Below are 16,358 nucleotides of genomic sequence, written 5' to 3'. Positions count from 1 at the left end.
GCCAGCAATTCCCAGTTTGAGCAGTTTCGCCGATTTTAGGGTGTGGGGTATGCCTGTCGAGGAACGCCGTAAACCCATCCATGGGGGCTTGGCGGCAGCTCGAACGCCAAGGATGGCGTGTAGTAGGGCAATGCAGGGCAGAAAAATGCTCCTGCATTTTCTGCATTCATTACATCCATGTAACTCAGCAATTGCCGAGGAGCAAAAATCTGCCCTGCTGCCGACATCCTCGCCAAGCATACCCCACACCCTTTTTGATCTCCAAATTGGGAATTGCTGTAATTTAGCGCTCGGTCGCTACTTTTTGCACAATTAGATATATTTATACTTATGTATAAAGACGAGAGCTGGAGCTTGGGTAACAGCATAATGAAGTTTTTGCGACTACGACCGGCCCCTGCGCGGACACTTGGCTTCCGCAAGCGGAAGCATCTTGTTAATCAGGTAAGTTTTTGCTACCTAATTTGGGCATCGGGTGCCCCGTTCGTTATTAGCGACTGGTAGAACTTTTGATGAATCCGCTTGAATTGGCCAAGGCTCCAATGGTTTCTTACATCGAACCGAGTATCTAAATTATGGCAAAGCGGGAGATTGAGCGTTTGAATCGGGACGGCCCCATTTCTGATTATCCGTTGAGAAGCACAGTCATCAGCAACTATGAACGCATCGAGCTCAACGCAGAGCTTTTGGTTTCGGACGATGCTTAATTTACGATTGTTAGAATGACGTTAGTAATGCCATTACACCCAGGGCGACGGGCTTTAGGCTTTATGCATTCATCTTTCTCGTCCTGCATTTTTTACGAGCTTTTGTAACGGTATTTCTTGACGATCACCGGAAACAGCGAAATCGCGGCCACTACAGTCAATGACAGGATGATGTCGAATCGGAATATTTCCTGTAGTGAAGTAATCTGTTCGAGCTTGTCGCCGCCGTTCGCATAAATGAACGAAGCCGGCGTAATGCCGGCTAGCGTGCTCGTCGCATATTTCCTGAAGGAAATTCGGGACAGGCCGGCCAAAATATTGATCAGAAAATAGGGTACGACCATAACTAACCGCAACGACAAGAAATAATAAAACCCGTTTGTCTCAATTTCATTCTCAATCGTTTGCAATTTATCGTAATAACGTTTTTCAAATAGATCCTTGAATGTGTAACGGCTGATTCCGAAGCCAACCAGGCACGCCAAAAGGGTTGCTCCGATGTTGTAAAACGCCCCCCAATAGAATCCGAAAAAGAAGCCGCCCAACACTTTCAGCGGGGCGGCCAGCGGAATCGGCGAATTGATAAAAAGCGTGCAGGCGACAAAAAACAACAGCACCGACAAACCATAATGGTCTTCGATGAAAACGCGCAGGTAGGCTTCATTGGTCTTGATATTGTCGAGCGTCAGGATACCGGCCATGTAAAAAGACATCAGGATGATCAGGCATATAATGGCCAACCATAACTTAACGTTTTTCATAGGCGAGCCTCAAAAGATTCGCGATATTTTTAGTGTCGAAACCATCAGCAAGCCTTGTATGATAATAATGAACGGCCATATATTCAGGCTTGCCGGAAAATTGCTGTAGATCAAAAAAAGAACCGGAAACAGTACGCCATTGACCGTAATCGGTACGCCTTCGAAACCTTGCGCTTCCGAAACGTTGTATCGGGCCAATCTGAACATGCCGCAGGTGATGAAAAATAACAACAAAACCGATACCCAGGGTGCCGGCGTTTGCAAGGCGTAAAAGAGAAACATCGGCGCGACGCCGAACGATATTAAATCTGACATTGAATCGATTTGTTTGCCGAACGAATTCTTCTGATGCATCAAGCCGGCAACTTTACCGTCCAAGATGTCGAAAATCACCGCGATGAATAATAAAGTCGCACCGAGCACTAAATTTCCTTCGATCGACATGATGATCGAAAGAATGCCGCAGGACAGATTCGCTACCGTGAAAATGTCCGCTAGTTTCAGATATTTGATTAGATACATGACCGCCCCGCTGAAATTAACCCCGATACGCGATCGTAAAAAGATATTGTGACAGGATGATGAAGCGATAACCATTTAGTCATCGCCGGCCGATCCCAGTTAAATCGAGAACAGTCATCGATTTGTCATATTATCGAGCCAATATAAGATTTCGGAATCGCAACACCGCAGCAATTCCCAATTTGGAGATCAAAAAGGGTGTGGGGTATGCTTGGCGAGGATGTCGGCAGCAGGGAGCTGCCGCCAAGCCCCATGGATGGGTTTACGGCGTTCCTCGACAGGCATACCCCACACCCTAAAATCGGCGAAACTGCTCAAACTGGGAATTGCTGGCAACACCGATACGAATTTTCCAACTTTAAAATTTGTGCTATGACCAACAATAATCTCGAGCATCATCTAAACTCCCGTCCGCTGGACACAATATTCAAAGAACATCTCGATAATTCCCTCGACTGTGCACAGGCATTGGGCCTGCTGTTTTCGAATTTGGACGAACGCGGTCTCCACATCGCTCAAGCAAAGATTCTGGAGGAAAAGGGAGACAAATTGACCGAGGAAGCGTTTCGCGCGCTCGAGCATTTGACCTACTCGGAGTACATTCGCATCACCGAGGAATTGATCAAACGCCTCGATGACATCGTCGATGGCCTCAACAATACCGCACGCCTGATTGATATCTGTCACCCCAAACAAATCGAAGACGCCGCGCATGCCATGCTCAAGGTAATACTATCGATGATCGACCGGCTCAGAATCGAAATCGGCGAGTATCCTAACAATGAATTGGCTAACGTCAGAGCGTGCTCCAAGGAACTCAAACACCATGAATCTAGCGCCGATAGCATCTATCACGACTGGCGTAAGAAACAACGCAGTCTTCTCGTAATGTCTTTGATCGACGAGAGCAATTGGACCGAAATTCTAGGTGTGCTCGAGGAAACGACTGATGCTGCCTATCATGCAGCGCTGTTATTCGAGCGCATTATCCGTTATCGCCAGAGAGCTTGAGCCGGGTTGGATCGTTGTTCATGAGGAGTTTTACTGACGATATAGAGCTATTCACTATTCGCAGAGAAAAAGATGATTTGATAATAAAACAAGACAAAAAGCCGGAAACCGATCATTCCGGGTTTTGCAAGCCTTCTACAGTCGAAATTATTGGCTTGTCCCCAAGCGTGTAAAGTAATTATCGGTATTAGTCTCTCGACGAGTTAGCTTATCTCGAAGTGCCGATCAGACCGAATTAGCAAGCGTTCAAGCGCTTTTTCAAGCACAGCAATCCCATCAGGCCGCTGCCTATCAGCCACACTGGGCTCGGTACAGGCACCTCGGCTACTTGCCCGGGACTGACTGCCCCCAGCGAAGTACTGAGAAGACTTGATGAAGTGGAGCTGAAGGCCGCTGAGGGTATCGAAGTGCCATGCGTTACCAGGAGATGGTCCGCATTCAGTATCCGACCGCTACGTTAAGGCTTGCTCGTTAATGAAGGTATTGGTGTCAAGGGTAGGGCTAGATTTTAATCCACCCAGTTCACTGTCGGTTTGGTTAAATCCAGTTTGCGGATTGTTTCCAGTCGAAGGTAAGCGCCATTGATTGCTGCCGAATTTTGATCTACGATGGGTATACTCCGTGTGACGATGTACGAAAAAGGCGCATCGGCATCAGCGCGATGCGCCTTGTCTTAAGATCGCTGATCTAGCGACCGAAACCGGCGCCTTTGACGATATCGACGCGGATTCGCTGGCCGGTGATACCGAAATCGTCGTCATTGATAAGAATCAATTCTTTTTGATTGGTCAAGCCCAGTCCTTCCAGCTTCTCGGCGAATTGCGGCTCGGCGCCGTCAAGCGAAGAAGCAATGAAGCGGAGTTTTTTTTCGACCGGTTTAACGCCTACCGCCGACAAATCCGGATATTGTTCAAGCGTTGGAATGGTCAGAGGGTCGTCCCATTCGGAACCCGCAATGTTGGTCGCGTCTTTCAGATCGATCTCGTACAACGCGGTTGCTTGGTCGGTGCGTTCGATCACCAGAAAACGCTCTTTATCGAGCCACATCATTTCGCTGATGCGCAGATCGCGTATCCGGTTGGCATCAGTCACACCGACATTTTGTAAGATACTGACCGGATCGAGCTGATAGACCCATTCGCCGATGACCTCGATCTTCGAACCTTTAGGATGTGCTTTCAGACGCGCTTTATAGAGGCGAATGTTCGGCGTATCACGCACTGATGTATTCGGGTTGTCGAGCGGGCTTTGTACGATGAAATACAGAAACCGGAAATCCGGCGAGACCGCCATTGATTCGATGCCGCGATTGATGCGGCGCTTGGCCAACAACTCCGGCAACGAGCCTTCGACCGGGTAGCCGGCAGGCAAGCCTTCAATCGGATGTGTGTACTCGTTCTCGGTACCGGCCGGCACGAAACGTTTCAGAATGCGTCCGTCCGATGCGACTTCGACAAAACCGGTAGCGTTCTCTTCGCCGATGAAAAACCGCCCGCCGAAATGAGGTAAGCGAACCAAGCCTTCGGCATCGATTGCGCCTGCATCTTGATCGAGCACGTTACCGGCGCCGTCGCGCGGTATCTCGGTCGTGCCGGTGATTTGCGGGTTCAACAAACCGCTGATCGGCGTGCCGTCAATATTGCGTAATGGAATGACTTTAAGCACTTTCAACAACCCGCTTTTTTCCATGCGCAGTTGATAGATACTGGGGGCGTAATCCGGACGTGGGTAGATACGCCCGACGCCGGCAGCGACTCCCCGCTGCGGATCGGCTGGACATGCAACTGCTGCGGTCAATCCCAATACCGAAGGCGCGGCATCGCAGGTAAAATTCGGTCCCCGGTCGCCGACCGTCCAAATGATGTTGGGGGCATCGCCCGGTCCTCGGTAACTGCCGCTGCCGGCACCGCCGAACAACGAAAGAGTTTGTCCTCCCGCCGGATGGGTGTAGTAACCCAAATCGAGCGATGGATCGTCGATTGCGGGCTCGAAAGAGGCCTTGATTTCAAGGGCCGATACGCCGGCAACCTGAACCAGGAGGCCCGCACCGATTAGTGATCGAATCATTTTTTTCATTTTGTCCTCAATTGTTATGGTTGATTTGATCGGGCTGACTGCAGTCAAACTCAACCGCTCGATTGCAGCCAGACGGACGCTTTCTTTTACTGCAACTGGTTATGTAAGTGCGAAAGTGTTTATACCACTGACGATAATCCGCCAGCGTTACGCAACCGTCATTGTTGTCGATGCTAACGCAAGCAGAGTCTGCTCTCGAATCGTTATAAAATGATGACGGTTCAAAGGCATTTTGATGAAAAGTAATACGCAATAGATACAAGCCATGAAGCATGCCGAAGGTTTTCGAAAAATGTATGGGGATTGCGCGGTTCTGAATAAGCAGGCTACGATCACGAAAAAATATACATCCCTGTACATAGAATTCCGGCAGTGAGGATAGAGTGGTTTGCTTGCTTATGGTAATGGTGTGGTGATCGACTGCGTTGAAAATTCGGACGGCGCTGGAAGTTTAACCGGTTCACCGTCTAGCGTTTGTTGTAAGTAGTCGATCAAACCTTGCACGTAATTAATGACGGTATCGGGGGGGGCATTTTAAGGCGGGTAAAAAAAACATGAAAAACAGTATAAACGGTATATACTGTTAATGAACTTGTCTTAAGGAGGCGTCATGAATACAACCAAGCCAAAATCAAAAAATTCGGCAATAGAATCAATTGAAACCGAAACCCCGCTTCCGGCAAAAAAAGCGCCTAAAAAACAGGCTGCTGCTAAATCAGCCGAATTTGCCGAGCCGGAAATTAACGTTAAAAAAGCTGAAAGCGAAGCTAAAAAGCCGCTCAAAAAGAAAAAAGCCGCCAAGTCCAAAGTGATCCGCGACAGTTTTTCGTTTCCTGAAGAGGATTACCAGAAAATTTCGGAGTTGAAGAAAACCTGCCTAACGGCCGGCGTTCATGTCAAAAAAGGTGAAATTCTTCGTGCCGGACTACATTTATTAACGAAATTGGACATTGATGGTCTAAAACAGGCTGTGGAGCAAGTCGAAAAAGTCAAAACCGGCCGGCCAAACGCTTCTGAATCTTAGCCGATAAGATCTATCGGATGGTTTTGGGCGTCTTCGTTAGCCATACCCCTCATCTTCATATACCTTTCACACTTCAAATTTCGGCAGTGCCAGAGGAGGCACCTGGGTGTCCGGTCGATTTTCGCTCCTGCAAAATCGACATTCACGCCATCCATGGCGCTGGCATAGAGACTACATGGACGTATTCACGGCGTCTTTTAGCGGACACCCAGGCGCCGAATTTTGATCTACGACGGGTATAAAGTTAGACAATTTTTGAGTATAGAGGGAGTAATTGGTTTTAACTGAATTGTCTTTTTTTCATGCTAGAGTTTTGGGATGCTGAATAAAAAACAATGCCATTGGCTGTCATGACCGGAGTTAAATTTCCTGAACTTGACCAATTAGAACGCATTATCGATCAACTCGGTACACGGGCTCAAACCGAGGTGATTTCGCGGATTCAATGCCGGGAGCTTGAATTTCCGATACATTGCATCAGCATCGGAGCGGCAGGGCCCGATGTGCCCGTTCTGGGTTTTTTCGGCGGTGTGCATGGACTCGAAAAAATCGGTTCCGAGGTGATCTTGTCCTACCTTCAAACCGTCGTTCAATTGCTGGATTGGGATCGTGAGTTGCTGACCCGCCTCGAGCAATTGCGATTGGTATTCGTGCCCATCGTAAATCCGGTCGGAGTTTATCTCGGTACTCGTTGTAATGGCAACGGCGTCGATTTAATGCGCAACTCACCCGTCGAGGGTCCGGGCAAACGCCGATTATATAGCGGGCATCGAATCTCGGCCCGACTGCCATGGTATCGAGGTAATAAAGTGAAAATGGAGCTGGAAGCGCAAGCTTTGTGTAACGTCGTTGAGCGCCACCTTTTCAACTCGCCCTTATCGATTGCGCTTGATTTACACTCGGGTTTCGGTGTTCGGGATCGCTTGTGGTTTCCGTACGCATCAAAAAAAACGCCTTTTACTTTTATTGCGGAAACCGTGGGCTTAAAGGAACGCTATGACCGTTGTTATCCGCATCATATTTACACGATTGAGCCGACTTGCAAAGAATACGTTATCAATGGCGATTTGTGGGATTACTTATTCGATGAGTTCGTTGAACGGTTTGGTACCGAACGGCTATTTCTTCCGTTTACGTTGGAGATGGGGTCTTGGATTTGGTTACGCAAAAACCCGATGCATCTCTTTCAGAAACACGGTTTGTTTCATCCGATCTTACCGCATCGCCGGGAGAGAATTCTAAGGCGGCACTTTATGCTGTTCGACTTTCTACAACGGAGTTTATTGTATCCGGAACATTGGGCAAAGCTCGATCAGCAACAAAAACAACATAATCAAAATAAGGCATTAGGTCTTTGGTATGGATGAGGTGCTCGGAAAACATTGGATTCTGCTTAGAGGCTTGGCTAGGGAGTCCGCGCATTGGGGCGATTTTGTACCGCTATTGCAAGATGCATTTCCGGCATCCCGGATCAGCTTGATCGATTTGCCGGGCACAGGTTGCTATTATCGAAAGGCCAGTCCATGTTCGATACGAGCGATAGTAGAAAGTGTTCGTGGTGATGCACTCGCGAAAGGCTGGCTGGAAAAGCCTGTCTCAATTCTGGGACTTTCACTCGGCGCGATGGTTGCCTGGGAATGGTTGAGTCGTCATCCTGAAGACATTGCGGGCGAGGTTTTGATGAATACCAGCTTTGCCGATCTAAGTCCATTTTATATGCGCTTACGTCGGCAAAGTTATCGCGATTTTGCAGAATTGGCGATGACGCGCGATATTTTTCGACGAGAATCCCGCATTGTTCGTTTGGTTAGTAATCGTAAAGATCGGTATGAGGCGACAATCGAGGAATGGTCGCGGATACAAAAAGCACGGCCTGTATCTACTAAAAATGCTTTACGGCAGATTGTTGCGGCAGCCACTTATAAGCCGAGTCATAGCAAGCCGCAACAGCCGGTTTTGTTATTGAACGGGCAGGGCGATCGTCTGGTATCGCCGGCATGCTCTGAAGCTATTCATAAAAAATGGCGTATTGAACTGCGTGCCCATCCCTGGGCAGGCCATGATTTGACTCTCGATGACGGCGGATGGGTGGCGACGCAAATACAGGATTGGGTGTCTCAAAGAACGTCGTGCATCGACAGAGATCCCGAGCAACTATACTCATCGTAGATCAAAATTCGTCACCGGGTGTTCGTCAAAGGACGCCGTGAATACGTCCATGTAGGCTCTATGCCAGCGCCTTGCTGGCAAAGCCTTTGCCGCACACCCCGGTGCCTCCTCAGGCGCTGCCGAAATTTGAAGTACGAAAGGCATAGTTCAATAACTTGCTATGTGCTATGAGCATGTATAGAGCATTCACTCACCCAAGAGGTTAGCGAGAACGATTAGGTAATGTCTTGAAATTCTTCAGGAACCTCGATTTCTTGATGGTTAAGCTGCCAAATTTAGGATCATGAGCAATGACTAGGCATAGACATCGATGCCGTCCTTGGCTGCGGACGTCGACTCGATCAACTTTACTACGGCTTCGCCTTCCGCTTCTTGTTGATCTTGAATTTTATTGAGTACCGCGACATTGGCATCGAGTGCGGTTTGCTGTACGGACATTCGGGTGGCTAGATTGGCTAAGCCCGAGACGGAATCTACCATGACATACTCCTCTTTTTTATTTAATCGCAAACGGGTTATCGGCAAGACCTCACGTTACTTGAGATGCGGCGTGTTTCGATTTTATGAGAAGGACTAATTATGGTTATGGCTCTCAGGTATGTATTGAAAACCGGAATGGTAGCGCCGCATTTCTATCGCAAGGAGCATTAAAAGGGGCCCCTATAAAGCGGCGCTGAAAAGGGAGAGAAACGTTGGAATTGTTATCCGATATAACGATGCTACTTAGTTAAAAAGCTATTTTTTTTGGAAATAATAAATGTCGCCGTATTTACCTTTGAGAGTCATGCTTTTTTCATCTTTTTCGATCAGGGAAAAAGTATCGAAGCGATCGGAGCGGCCTAATAGGGCAATTTTGAGTTTGCCGTCCTCTATTTCATACTTTACCGGCAATTGGTCATAGTATGAGCCCTCTCGAGGGATATTCGTTATAGTGACTTTTCCGTCATTAAAAGCCCAAGTATCTTCGCGTTTTATCGTTTCTTTGGTATCGAGTGACTTTTTAGTGTATTCCAATCTCCATTTTCCTTGAACGTCTTGTATCGATTCGAAGGCGGCTTCAGCCCACGCATGGCCTGTAATAGCCATTAAACCTAATAAAGCTGCAAATTTTATAATTTTCATAGTTTTACCTCTGTGTTAAATAAGCGGATTCATTGTACGCGCGTGCAGAAGGAAAGTATCTCGAAATATTTCGAATGCGATATGCTTTCGAATAGGCCCGCCAAAAAAGCAATGGTTGGTTAAATCCGCGAATTCATTTACAAGCTACCATTTTGAATAAATTTAACTACAATCAATTCCACGCATGCCTCCTTTTCGATTAAAGAGGCGAAGGTGGGGTTTAATGTAAATAGTCTCACGCGCTTTTTTTTCTTATCAGGAGCCGGCATATCTGTGCTCCGATACCGATATAAACCGTCTTAGGAATATGCAGAAATTTACTTCTACAAGTTTTAGGCATTGTGATGGTTCGGCGACTCGTTTGATAGGACGCCGTGAATACATCCATGTAAGCTCGGCGGCTATTTCTGCCGCCGACGCCCTTCAATCGAGCCACCGAACCCCCTCTCAGCATTTGTCGAAGTTATTTCATGCTCGTTCCTTATTTTGGATAATCAATGCAGGGATATGAAATTGTAAATATCTGGCTTATCGGCGGCATTATTCTCATGCTGCTGGAAATTTTGTTGCCCGGCGGGATAGTATTTTTTCTAGGTCTCGGCGCCGTTCTGGTTTCCGCTTTGCTATACGCCGGTTTGATAGAAGGCTGGTTACAAGCTTTTACCGTTTGGTTTATCGGCTCCCTAACGTTGGTCTTCGGATTGCGTGGGGTCGCCCAAAAATTCATTCCCGCACAAGTCGAACAGGGCAAGACCGATGAAGATCTGGACGCCTACGATGCAATTGCTAAAGTCTGCGAGGCTATACCCGCAGGCGGCGAGGGGCGCATTGCGTTTCGCGGAAGTACTTGGAAAGCAAGAAGCTATCGTAATGACCAAAATTTGGACGTTGGGGCCGAGGTGCGCATTATTTTTCGCGAAAATCTGGTGTGGGTGGTTGATGCCATCGAAACCAATAAAACCATGAACGAAACCGACTCGAATAATAACTCAATAAAATAGGAGTACGTTATGCTTACTACCCTTACGATATTCGTCATATTGGCCGGTATCATTTTTTGGAAGCTGTTGATTATCGTTCCGATGCGGCAATCTTGTGTCTTGGAGCGATTAGGCAATTTTCGATGCGTTCTGGAGCCCGGTTATCATGTTGTCGTGCCCTTTTTGGACAAGGTAGCCTATCGTCATGAGATTCGTGAGCAAGTGTTCGATATTCCGGCGCAAAGCTGCATCACCCGAGACAATATCCAGGTTGCGGTCGACGGTATCGTCTATTTGAAAGTCATGGATGCCAAACGGGCCAGTTACGGAATCGGCGATTATCAGATGGCCAGCGTTAATTTGGCGCAAACGACGATGCGTTCCGAAATCGGTAAGCTGACGCTCGGCGATACCTTTTATGAGCGCGATAAATTGAATGAAGCGATTGTACGAGAAATCGACAAAGCCTCGGACCCTTGGGGCATCAAGGTTATGCGTTACGAAATCAAAAATATTTCACCTTCTGCACAAGTGGTGCATACCTTGGAAAAGCAAATGGAGGCCGAACGCGAAAAGCGTGCGGAAATCACTTTGGCCATGGCGGAAAAAGAATCGAAAATTCTGATATCGGAAGGTCATCGTCAGGAGGCGATCAATATTTCCGAAGGCCAGAAACAAAAACGCATCAATGAGGCCTTAGGGCGCGCGAGTGAAATTGGGATACTAGCTGAAGCCTCCGCCGAGGGCTTGCAGAAAGTCGCGGCAGCCATCAAGAAGCCGGGCGGCGATATGGCGGTAAAAATGCGTTTGGTCGAGGATTTTATCGATCGAACAGGCGAGGTCATGAAAGGGGCCAACGTATCTGTGTTGCCTACCGATCTTGCTCACATCAAAGGTCTGCTGTCGGCGCTTAATCAAAACCTGCCGGTCGCTAAAATGGGAGCAAACAAATGAATAACGAAGTTAGTCCAATCGATTTGTTTAATTTTGCCGTATGGGGCATCATTTTTCTTGTCATCATTACACAGTTATTTCGCTCCATACGCATCGTTTCCACGCGCACCGCTCTGATTGTAGAGCGTTTAGGCAAGTATAAGGCTACATTGGGGCCCGGTTTTCATGTGTTGATCCCGTTTATCGATGTCGTGACCGCGATACAGGACTTGCGTGAAGAAACCATCGATGTTCCGCCGCAAGAATGTTTTTCCAAGGACGAGGTGCAGGTCGAAGTCGACGGCGTTATCTATATGTCGGTTTCCGACCCTATCAAAGCGACTTATGGCGTGACCGATTATCGGTTTGCCGCGATGCAGTTGGCGCAGACCACAACCCGTTCGGTGATCGGTACGTTGGAGTTGGACAAAACTTTCGAAGAGCGCGACATGATCAGTCAAGCGGTGGTGGATACGCTCAATGCCGCGGGTGAAACCTGGGGCGTGCATGTGCATCGTTACGAAATTAAGAATATCAAACCGCCGAGCACGGTTCAGTGTGCGATGGAAAAACAAGTGACCGCCGAGCGGGAAAAGCGGGCTATTTTGGCCAGAGCCGAAGGCGACAAGCAAAGCCGAATCAACACGTCCGAAGGTACGATGCGCGAACTGATCAATTTGTCGGAAGGCGAACGCCAACGCTTGGTCAACGAAGCCGAAGGTAGGGCGTCCGAAATTTTGGCCTTGGCGACCGCGACGGCCGAATCCATCGAGAAAATCGGTAATGCAGTCGTCCAGCCCGGCGGCGAGGAAGCCATTAAACTCAATTTATCGGAAAAATTTATCAATAATATCGCGCATTTGGCCGATGCTGAGACTTCGGTGATCTTTCCTGCCGATTTGACTAATTTGAACCAACTGTTGGAAGCGCTCGATTTACATATTGATCGTAAGGCAAGTGTATGATGGGTTGACTTCTTAGATGAACTTACACCTGCGGGACGGGTTATTTAACCCGTCCCTAACGTTTCGGTTTGGCCTAAGCGTTTCGGCTTGCTTCGGACACGGTTGCAAACCGCGTCCTGCCAAAGCTTAAGGCATTCAATTGCACTTTTAGGATGGCGGGTTGACTTCTTAGATGAACTTGTTTCGTGTACTCCCCTCAATCAAGTCGTTGCGAATGCTCGTCGGCGCTTGCCTGTTGTTATCGCTGTTTGTCGGTATAGGCGGCTTGGCGCACGGAAAAAAACCGAATGACTCAGCGGCTCCCGTATACCTGGTAAACATAGATGCCGTAATCAATCCGGGTACGGCCGCCCTGCTCGAGCATGCAATCGAAACAGCAGAAGCTTATTCCGCAGCTGCGTTGATTCTACGAATCAATACCCCGGGCGGCTTACTGAGTAGCACGCGAGACATGGTTCGCGCAATTTCGGAGTCTAAGGTGCCGGTCATCGGTTACGTGGGTCCTGCCGGCGCCAGCGCGACATCGGCCGGTGCATTTATTTTGCTGTCCACGCACCTTGCGGTGATGAATTCCGGTACGAATGTCGGGGCCGCATCGCCGGTTGCGGGCGATGGCGGCGAGATACAAGGTACCATGGCAAAGAAAATCATGAGCGATACCCGGGCTTTCATGCGGGGTATCGCCAAGCATCGCAATCGCAATGCGGATATTGCCGAACGTTTCGTTTCCGAAGCCGAAAGCCTATCCGCCGACGAAGCCTTGGAAGCCAATGTGGTCGATCTGGTGGTGCCGGGATTTTCTGATCTGATAAAAGCCGTTGACGGAGGTGAAATTCAATTTCAAGGCCAATTGCTTAAACTGGCTCTCTCGGATAAAGAAATTCGCCAGATTACGCCGCGGTTTATCGATCATATTTTGGGGCTAGTCGCGCATCCGCAGATCGCGCACATGTTGATTTCTGTGGGCCTACTCGCGATTTTTATCGAAATGCTCGCTCCGGGCCTAACTCTTCCCGGTATCCTTGGCACGATCGCGCTAGTTCTGGGCTTGGTCGGCATGCAAGCCTTACCCGTTAATCTTGGTTTTCTAGTGCTGTTATTGTTCGGTATTGCGTTGATGATCGCCGAATATTTCGTTGCCGGCTTCGGCGTGCTGGGTATCGGCGGAGCGATCGCCTTCGTGCTGGGTAGTTTGAATCTATTCGACGGCCCCATCCCGGCCGATCAGAGCAACACGATATTGTCGGTGAGTATCGCTGTGAGTGCAGCAATGCTGCTCGCTACGTTGCTTATTACCGGCAGCTTTATTTTCGGTTCGCGCCAAAAGGGCTTGAAAGGCAAAATCGGGGAAGCAATGGTCGATTTCGATAGCAACGGCTATGTGCTGATCGATCAACAACGATTCTCTGCCGATACGCTCGAACCGCTGCGTCACGGCGATCGGATCGAGGTTGTTAAAATTGATCGGAACGACCGCTTGCTGGTTAAAAAAGCACAGCAAAATTTGCCCCGCACGACAGACGAATCGGACAATGAAGTCAAGCAGACGGTCGCCGAGTCCCGTAGCATGATTCGGCGAATCGAACAGGCCGGCAATCGAATTCATAATCACGAATTCAAAAATCGGATAGAGCGTATTTGTATGATTGCCGACAGTATTTTGAGCGAAATCGAAGCCGACCCGCGAGATATTCGCAAAGCTCGAAAATTTCTGAACGTTTATCTCGATGGAGCGATGCAAGTCACCGAAGGCTATGCCAAAACGCACAGCCATATCCAATCCGGGCAATTGACACAGAATTTTCGTAATGTACTCGAAACAATTGAAGCGACCTTCCTGGAACAGCAACAAAAATTATTTGAAGATGACCTATTCGATCTTGATGTCAAAATTGAAGTATTAACCGCGCAACTTAAGCGGGAAGGTATTCGTTGATGCCGATCCTATCGTTTCCGCGCTCCAGCGTGGGAACAACAATTGCCGGGGGACTGAATGGTTACAATTTCGACAGCATTCATTACCCCTGGTTTTCTCTCTAACAGAGTACGTAAAAAGGTTTTCATCATTAATTCCTCTCATCGCCATCCAAGAAAAATATCTTGGTCCTCTCCATCCCAAGATTGATGGGATAATTGAACGACAATATGTTTCGGTTTATTCTGAAACCAGTAAGAGACCTTGTCGCTCTATGTCAAGTATAATAATCCGTCAAGTATAATAATTCCACTGGATACCGCAACGGACGCTCGGCTGGTTATACCTATCGTAATTCAAATTACGGCATTAACGGATGGACCTGCCATAGAGCCGACACGGATATATCATTGTCTTTTGACTATGATGACAACCCTTTCGAACCTTATAAAAAGCACGTAGGAGCAGGCGCACGATGACTGTTGAACTTATGATTAACTTTGCGGTGCAGTTTCTTGGAACCGTGGCAGTAGTATTCCTGGCCTATCGTTCCTTCCAAAAACGTCGGATTCAATTAGGCGCAGAACCGACGCTTCCGCAATATTTTATCCGCAGAAGCACCTATTGGTTAGGGGTTGCGTCGTACTGCGCGTTCATGGCGGCTCTATATTTATTACTGACTTTCCAGTGGTTGCCATTGGAGCCTTTGGTAACACTTATCGTTAAGAACCTTCGTTCTCGAGAGTTAGTGGATCTTCTGAATGGCTTGGACGGTACTACGATCGTACCGTTGATTGCCGCTGGGCTATTTCTATTTTTTATCGCTTGGGAAAGCAAAATTAATCCTTTGCTGATTTTGAGAGATAGCATACATGATGCTTTTGCCATCCCAACTAAGGCGGTAGAAGTTTATAACGCTCTAGTCACCTCAAGATTGTCGGCGGTTGACGAGAAACTGAAAGAGCAAATTGCCAATCGATTGTTAGTGTCGAGCATCGACCCCGGGGACTTTGACATGTCCAGTGCCACGGTCGAATATAAATGGGCTCATAATTGCCTGCTGTTTGATCGGATACAATATTATGCGAATCAGTCGTCTTTTCGTCGACTGTTCAACGAACCGTCTCTGAAATGGGGGGAAATTTGTATCTCCTATAACGCCATGTCGGAAAAAGTGGCAGTTTGGAAGGAAGCGGAGCCGCATTACACCAAGACAGTCAATTTGATCAAAGAGTTGGATCAACTCACCGGTTTATTGTGCCGCATGCTTGCCTCCTTGATTGTGTTCGGTAGCGCTAGCGAAAACGATATTTGGACAACCGTGAAGCAACTCGGTGGAAATGTTCACGAAGCCCGCTTGAAACACACCTATAAGTATATTCTGATTTTCATGGCGGCCTCCGCTATCGGAGTCATATTAGGCCGAGAAATTTCGGTTTCGTTACATAATGCTTTCCTGTTTCCGGATAAGCCTTTGGCCCATTTTAGCTATACAACGCTTCGTTGGATGGCTTATGTCATGCCGATGTATGTCCTTCCTTTAGCGTTGATCTTCGTTTTGCGGACGCTTGTCTTCAGCCGCCAGCGGGAGCAATACGATCGCTATTACGGGTTTTATATGACGATGATGATCATGGGCTTCGTTGTTAGTACCACGGTCTCGACACTGGTACTCGAGTTAACCTTCTACCGCAGAGAGTATTTCTTTTTTTGGGAAAGCTTTTTTGATCATATGCGTTGGGGAATCCTGCCGGCGCTGATATGCGGCTTTGTGGCTTATCGCATGGACACTCCGGTGACCGAATCGGAAACGCTAGGTAAATGCCTACTAGACGCGACGTTGCGATTTCTAGGATGGGGGGCGGTCGCCGTTATAATCATGCTTTATGCGACCGACGACTTGGGCATGCAAGAGTCGAATCTGCGTTTTACTGTAGTCGGTACGGCTTTCTTCGTAGTTGGTCTGCTTGGAGCCACGGCCCGTTTTAAAACCGCGCGTATCGACGATTAGGCGATTACCGTAAATAGACCGATAGTACTTAAATTTCAGTATTAGTGAAAGGGGTGTCGGGGTGTCGGGGTGTTAGGCGGATTTTTGCTCCTGCAAAATCTGCCCTGCTGCCGACATCCTCGCTAGCCACTCCCCATAACTTCATATGGTTATCCATTTTTT

General features: G+C 48.1%; 15 protein-coding genes. 10 read left to right on the top strand and 5 right to left on the bottom strand.

Annotated elements, in window-relative coordinates; genetic code table 11:
* Window positions 1–799: 799 nt before the first annotated feature.
* The gene (locus tag METBU_RS0113795; protein ID WP_017841190.1) at window positions 800–1,468 is read right to left on the bottom strand and encodes a TVP38/TMEM64 family protein; all 669 of its coding nucleotides are present in this window, start codon (window positions 1,466–1,468) and stop codon (window positions 800–802) included.
* Between the two features lie 9 nt (window positions 1,469–1,477).
* Entirely contained in the window at window positions 1,478–1,990 is a 513-nt protein-coding gene (gene pssA / locus METBU_RS0113790) for a CDP-diacylglycerol--serine O-phosphatidyltransferase (protein WP_026130226.1), read from the bottom strand.
* Between the two features lie 372 nt (window positions 1,991–2,362).
* Here pssA and METBU_RS0113785 point away from each other — a divergent pair, with 372 nt between their 5' ends.
* Entirely contained in the window at window positions 2,363–3,001 is a 639-nt protein-coding gene (locus METBU_RS0113785; RefSeq protein WP_175421651.1) for a DUF47 domain-containing protein, read from the top strand.
* 687 nt (window positions 3,002–3,688) lie between these two features.
* On the opposite strand, the gene METBU_RS0113780 is transcribed toward METBU_RS0113785, so the two are convergent.
* Entirely contained in the window at window positions 3,689–5,077 is a 1,389-nt protein-coding gene (locus METBU_RS0113780; RefSeq protein WP_017841187.1) for an esterase-like activity of phytase family protein, read from the bottom strand.
* Window positions 5,078–5,093: 16 nt separating this feature from the next.
* Between METBU_RS0113780 and METBU_RS27580 the strand changes: the two genes are divergently transcribed.
* The 4 genes from METBU_RS27580 to METBU_RS0113765 all read left to right on the top strand — a co-directional run bounded on the left by METBU_RS27580 (window position 5,094) and on the right by METBU_RS0113765 (window position 8,270).
* Entirely contained in the window at window positions 5,094–5,291 is a 198-nt protein-coding gene (locus METBU_RS27580; RefSeq protein ID WP_138767059.1) for a hypothetical protein, read from the top strand.
* Window positions 5,292–5,687: 396 nt separating this feature from the next.
* Window positions 5,688–6,101, top strand: a complete 414-nt coding sequence (locus METBU_RS0113775) for a hypothetical protein (RefSeq protein WP_014146746.1) — start codon at window positions 5,688–5,690, stop codon at window positions 6,099–6,101.
* Window positions 6,102–6,451: 350 nt separating this feature from the next.
* Window positions 6,452–7,468 (top strand): M14 family zinc carboxypeptidase, encoded by a 1,017-nt coding sequence (locus tag METBU_RS0113770; RefSeq protein WP_026130224.1) that lies wholly within the window; start codon window positions 6,452–6,454, stop codon window positions 7,466–7,468.
* On the top strand, window positions 7,461–8,270 hold the full coding sequence (locus METBU_RS0113765; RefSeq protein ID WP_017841185.1) for an alpha/beta fold hydrolase: 810 nt from the start codon (window positions 7,461–7,463) through the stop codon (window positions 8,268–8,270). The genes METBU_RS0113770 and METBU_RS0113765 overlap by 8 nt, the downstream gene beginning before the upstream one ends.
* A gap of 294 nt (window positions 8,271–8,564) precedes the next feature.
* Here METBU_RS0113765 and METBU_RS0113760 read toward each other — a convergent pair whose 3' ends face one another.
* Together METBU_RS0113760 and METBU_RS0113755 are read right to left on the bottom strand one after the other, a co-directional pair.
* Window positions 8,565–8,750: a putative motility protein gene (locus METBU_RS0113760; protein ID WP_017841184.1), complete on the bottom strand. Its 186-nt coding sequence runs from the start codon at window positions 8,748–8,750 to the stop codon at window positions 8,565–8,567.
* Between the two features lie 255 nt (window positions 8,751–9,005).
* Entirely contained in the window at window positions 9,006–9,392 is a 387-nt protein-coding gene (locus METBU_RS0113755; RefSeq protein WP_014146750.1) for a hypothetical protein, read from the bottom strand.
* 497 nt (window positions 9,393–9,889) lie between these two features.
* Here METBU_RS0113755 and METBU_RS24160 point away from each other — a divergent pair, with 497 nt between their 5' ends.
* From METBU_RS24160 to METBU_RS0113725, 5 genes are all read left to right on the top strand, one after another.
* Window positions 9,890–10,393 (top strand): NfeD family protein, encoded by a 504-nt coding sequence (locus METBU_RS24160; RefSeq protein ID WP_014146751.1) that lies wholly within the window; start codon window positions 9,890–9,892, stop codon window positions 10,391–10,393.
* 9 nt (window positions 10,394–10,402) lie between these two features.
* Window positions 10,403–11,326, top strand: coding sequence for an SPFH domain-containing protein (locus METBU_RS0113740; RefSeq protein WP_014146752.1), 924 nt, complete (start codon window positions 10,403–10,405; stop codon window positions 11,324–11,326).
* A complete protein-coding gene (locus METBU_RS0113735; RefSeq protein ID WP_017841182.1) occupies window positions 11,323–12,270 on the top strand; it encodes an SPFH domain-containing protein in 948 nt (315 codons plus the stop codon). Before METBU_RS0113740 ends, METBU_RS0113735 begins: the two co-directional genes overlap by 4 nt.
* Before the next feature lie 172 nt (window positions 12,271–12,442).
* Entirely contained in the window at window positions 12,443–14,206 is a 1,764-nt protein-coding gene (locus METBU_RS25320) for a 5-bromo-4-chloroindolyl phosphate hydrolysis family protein (protein WP_017841181.1), read from the top strand.
* Window positions 14,207–14,660: 454 nt separating this feature from the next.
* The gene (locus tag METBU_RS0113725; RefSeq protein ID WP_014146756.1) at window positions 14,661–16,196 is read left to right on the top strand and encodes a hypothetical protein; all 1,536 of its coding nucleotides are present in this window, start codon (window positions 14,661–14,663) and stop codon (window positions 16,194–16,196) included.
* The last annotated feature ends 162 nt before the right edge of the window (window positions 16,197–16,358 follow it).

The sequence above is a fragment of the Methylotuvimicrobium buryatense 5G genome, assembly GCF_000341735.1.
In the GTDB taxonomy this organism is placed as follows: Bacteria; Pseudomonadota; Gammaproteobacteria; order Methylococcales; family Methylomonadaceae; genus Methylotuvimicrobium; species Methylotuvimicrobium buryatense.
Note: the sequence above shows the minus strand (reverse complement) of the source record. Positions and strands in the feature narration are given on the sequence as shown.

Coding starts and splice junctions, on each gene's coding strand:
- METBU_RS0113775 (WP_014146746.1), top strand. CDS start 5,688: ATGAATACAACCAAGCCAAAATCAAAAAATTCGGCAATAGAATCAATT.
- METBU_RS0113770 (WP_026130224.1), top strand. CDS start 6,452: ATGACCGGAGTTAAATTTCCTGAACTTGACCAATTAGAACGCATTATC.
- METBU_RS0113760 (WP_017841184.1), bottom strand. CDS start 8,750: ATGGTAGATTCCGTCTCGGGCTTAGCCAATCTAGCCACCCGAATGTCC.
- METBU_RS0113725 (WP_014146756.1), top strand. CDS start 14,661: ATGACTGTTGAACTTATGATTAACTTTGCGGTGCAGTTTCTTGGAACC.
- METBU_RS0113780 (WP_017841187.1), bottom strand. CDS start 5,077: ATGAAAAAAATGATTCGATCACTAATCGGTGCGGGCCTCCTGGTTCAG.
- METBU_RS0113785 (WP_175421651.1), top strand. CDS start 2,363: ATGACCAACAATAATCTCGAGCATCATCTAAACTCCCGTCCGCTGGAC.
- METBU_RS0113755 (WP_014146750.1), bottom strand. CDS start 9,392: ATGAAAATTATAAAATTTGCAGCTTTATTAGGTTTAATGGCTATTACA.
- METBU_RS27580 (WP_138767059.1), top strand. CDS start 5,094: ATGGTTGATTTGATCGGGCTGACTGCAGTCAAACTCAACCGCTCGATT.
- METBU_RS24160 (WP_014146751.1), top strand. CDS start 9,890: ATGCAGGGATATGAAATTGTAAATATCTGGCTTATCGGCGGCATTATT.
- METBU_RS0113795 (WP_017841190.1), bottom strand. CDS start 1,468: ATGAAAAACGTTAAGTTATGGTTGGCCATTATATGCCTGATCATCCTG.
- pssA (WP_026130226.1), bottom strand. CDS start 1,990: ATGTATCTAATCAAATATCTGAAACTAGCGGACATTTTCACGGTAGCG.
- METBU_RS25320 (WP_017841181.1), top strand. CDS start 12,443: ATGAACTTGTTTCGTGTACTCCCCTCAATCAAGTCGTTGCGAATGCTC.
- METBU_RS0113735 (WP_017841182.1), top strand. CDS start 11,323: ATGAATAACGAAGTTAGTCCAATCGATTTGTTTAATTTTGCCGTATGG.
- METBU_RS0113740 (WP_014146752.1), top strand. CDS start 10,403: ATGCTTACTACCCTTACGATATTCGTCATATTGGCCGGTATCATTTTT.
- METBU_RS0113765 (WP_017841185.1), top strand. CDS start 7,461: ATGGATGAGGTGCTCGGAAAACATTGGATTCTGCTTAGAGGCTTGGCT.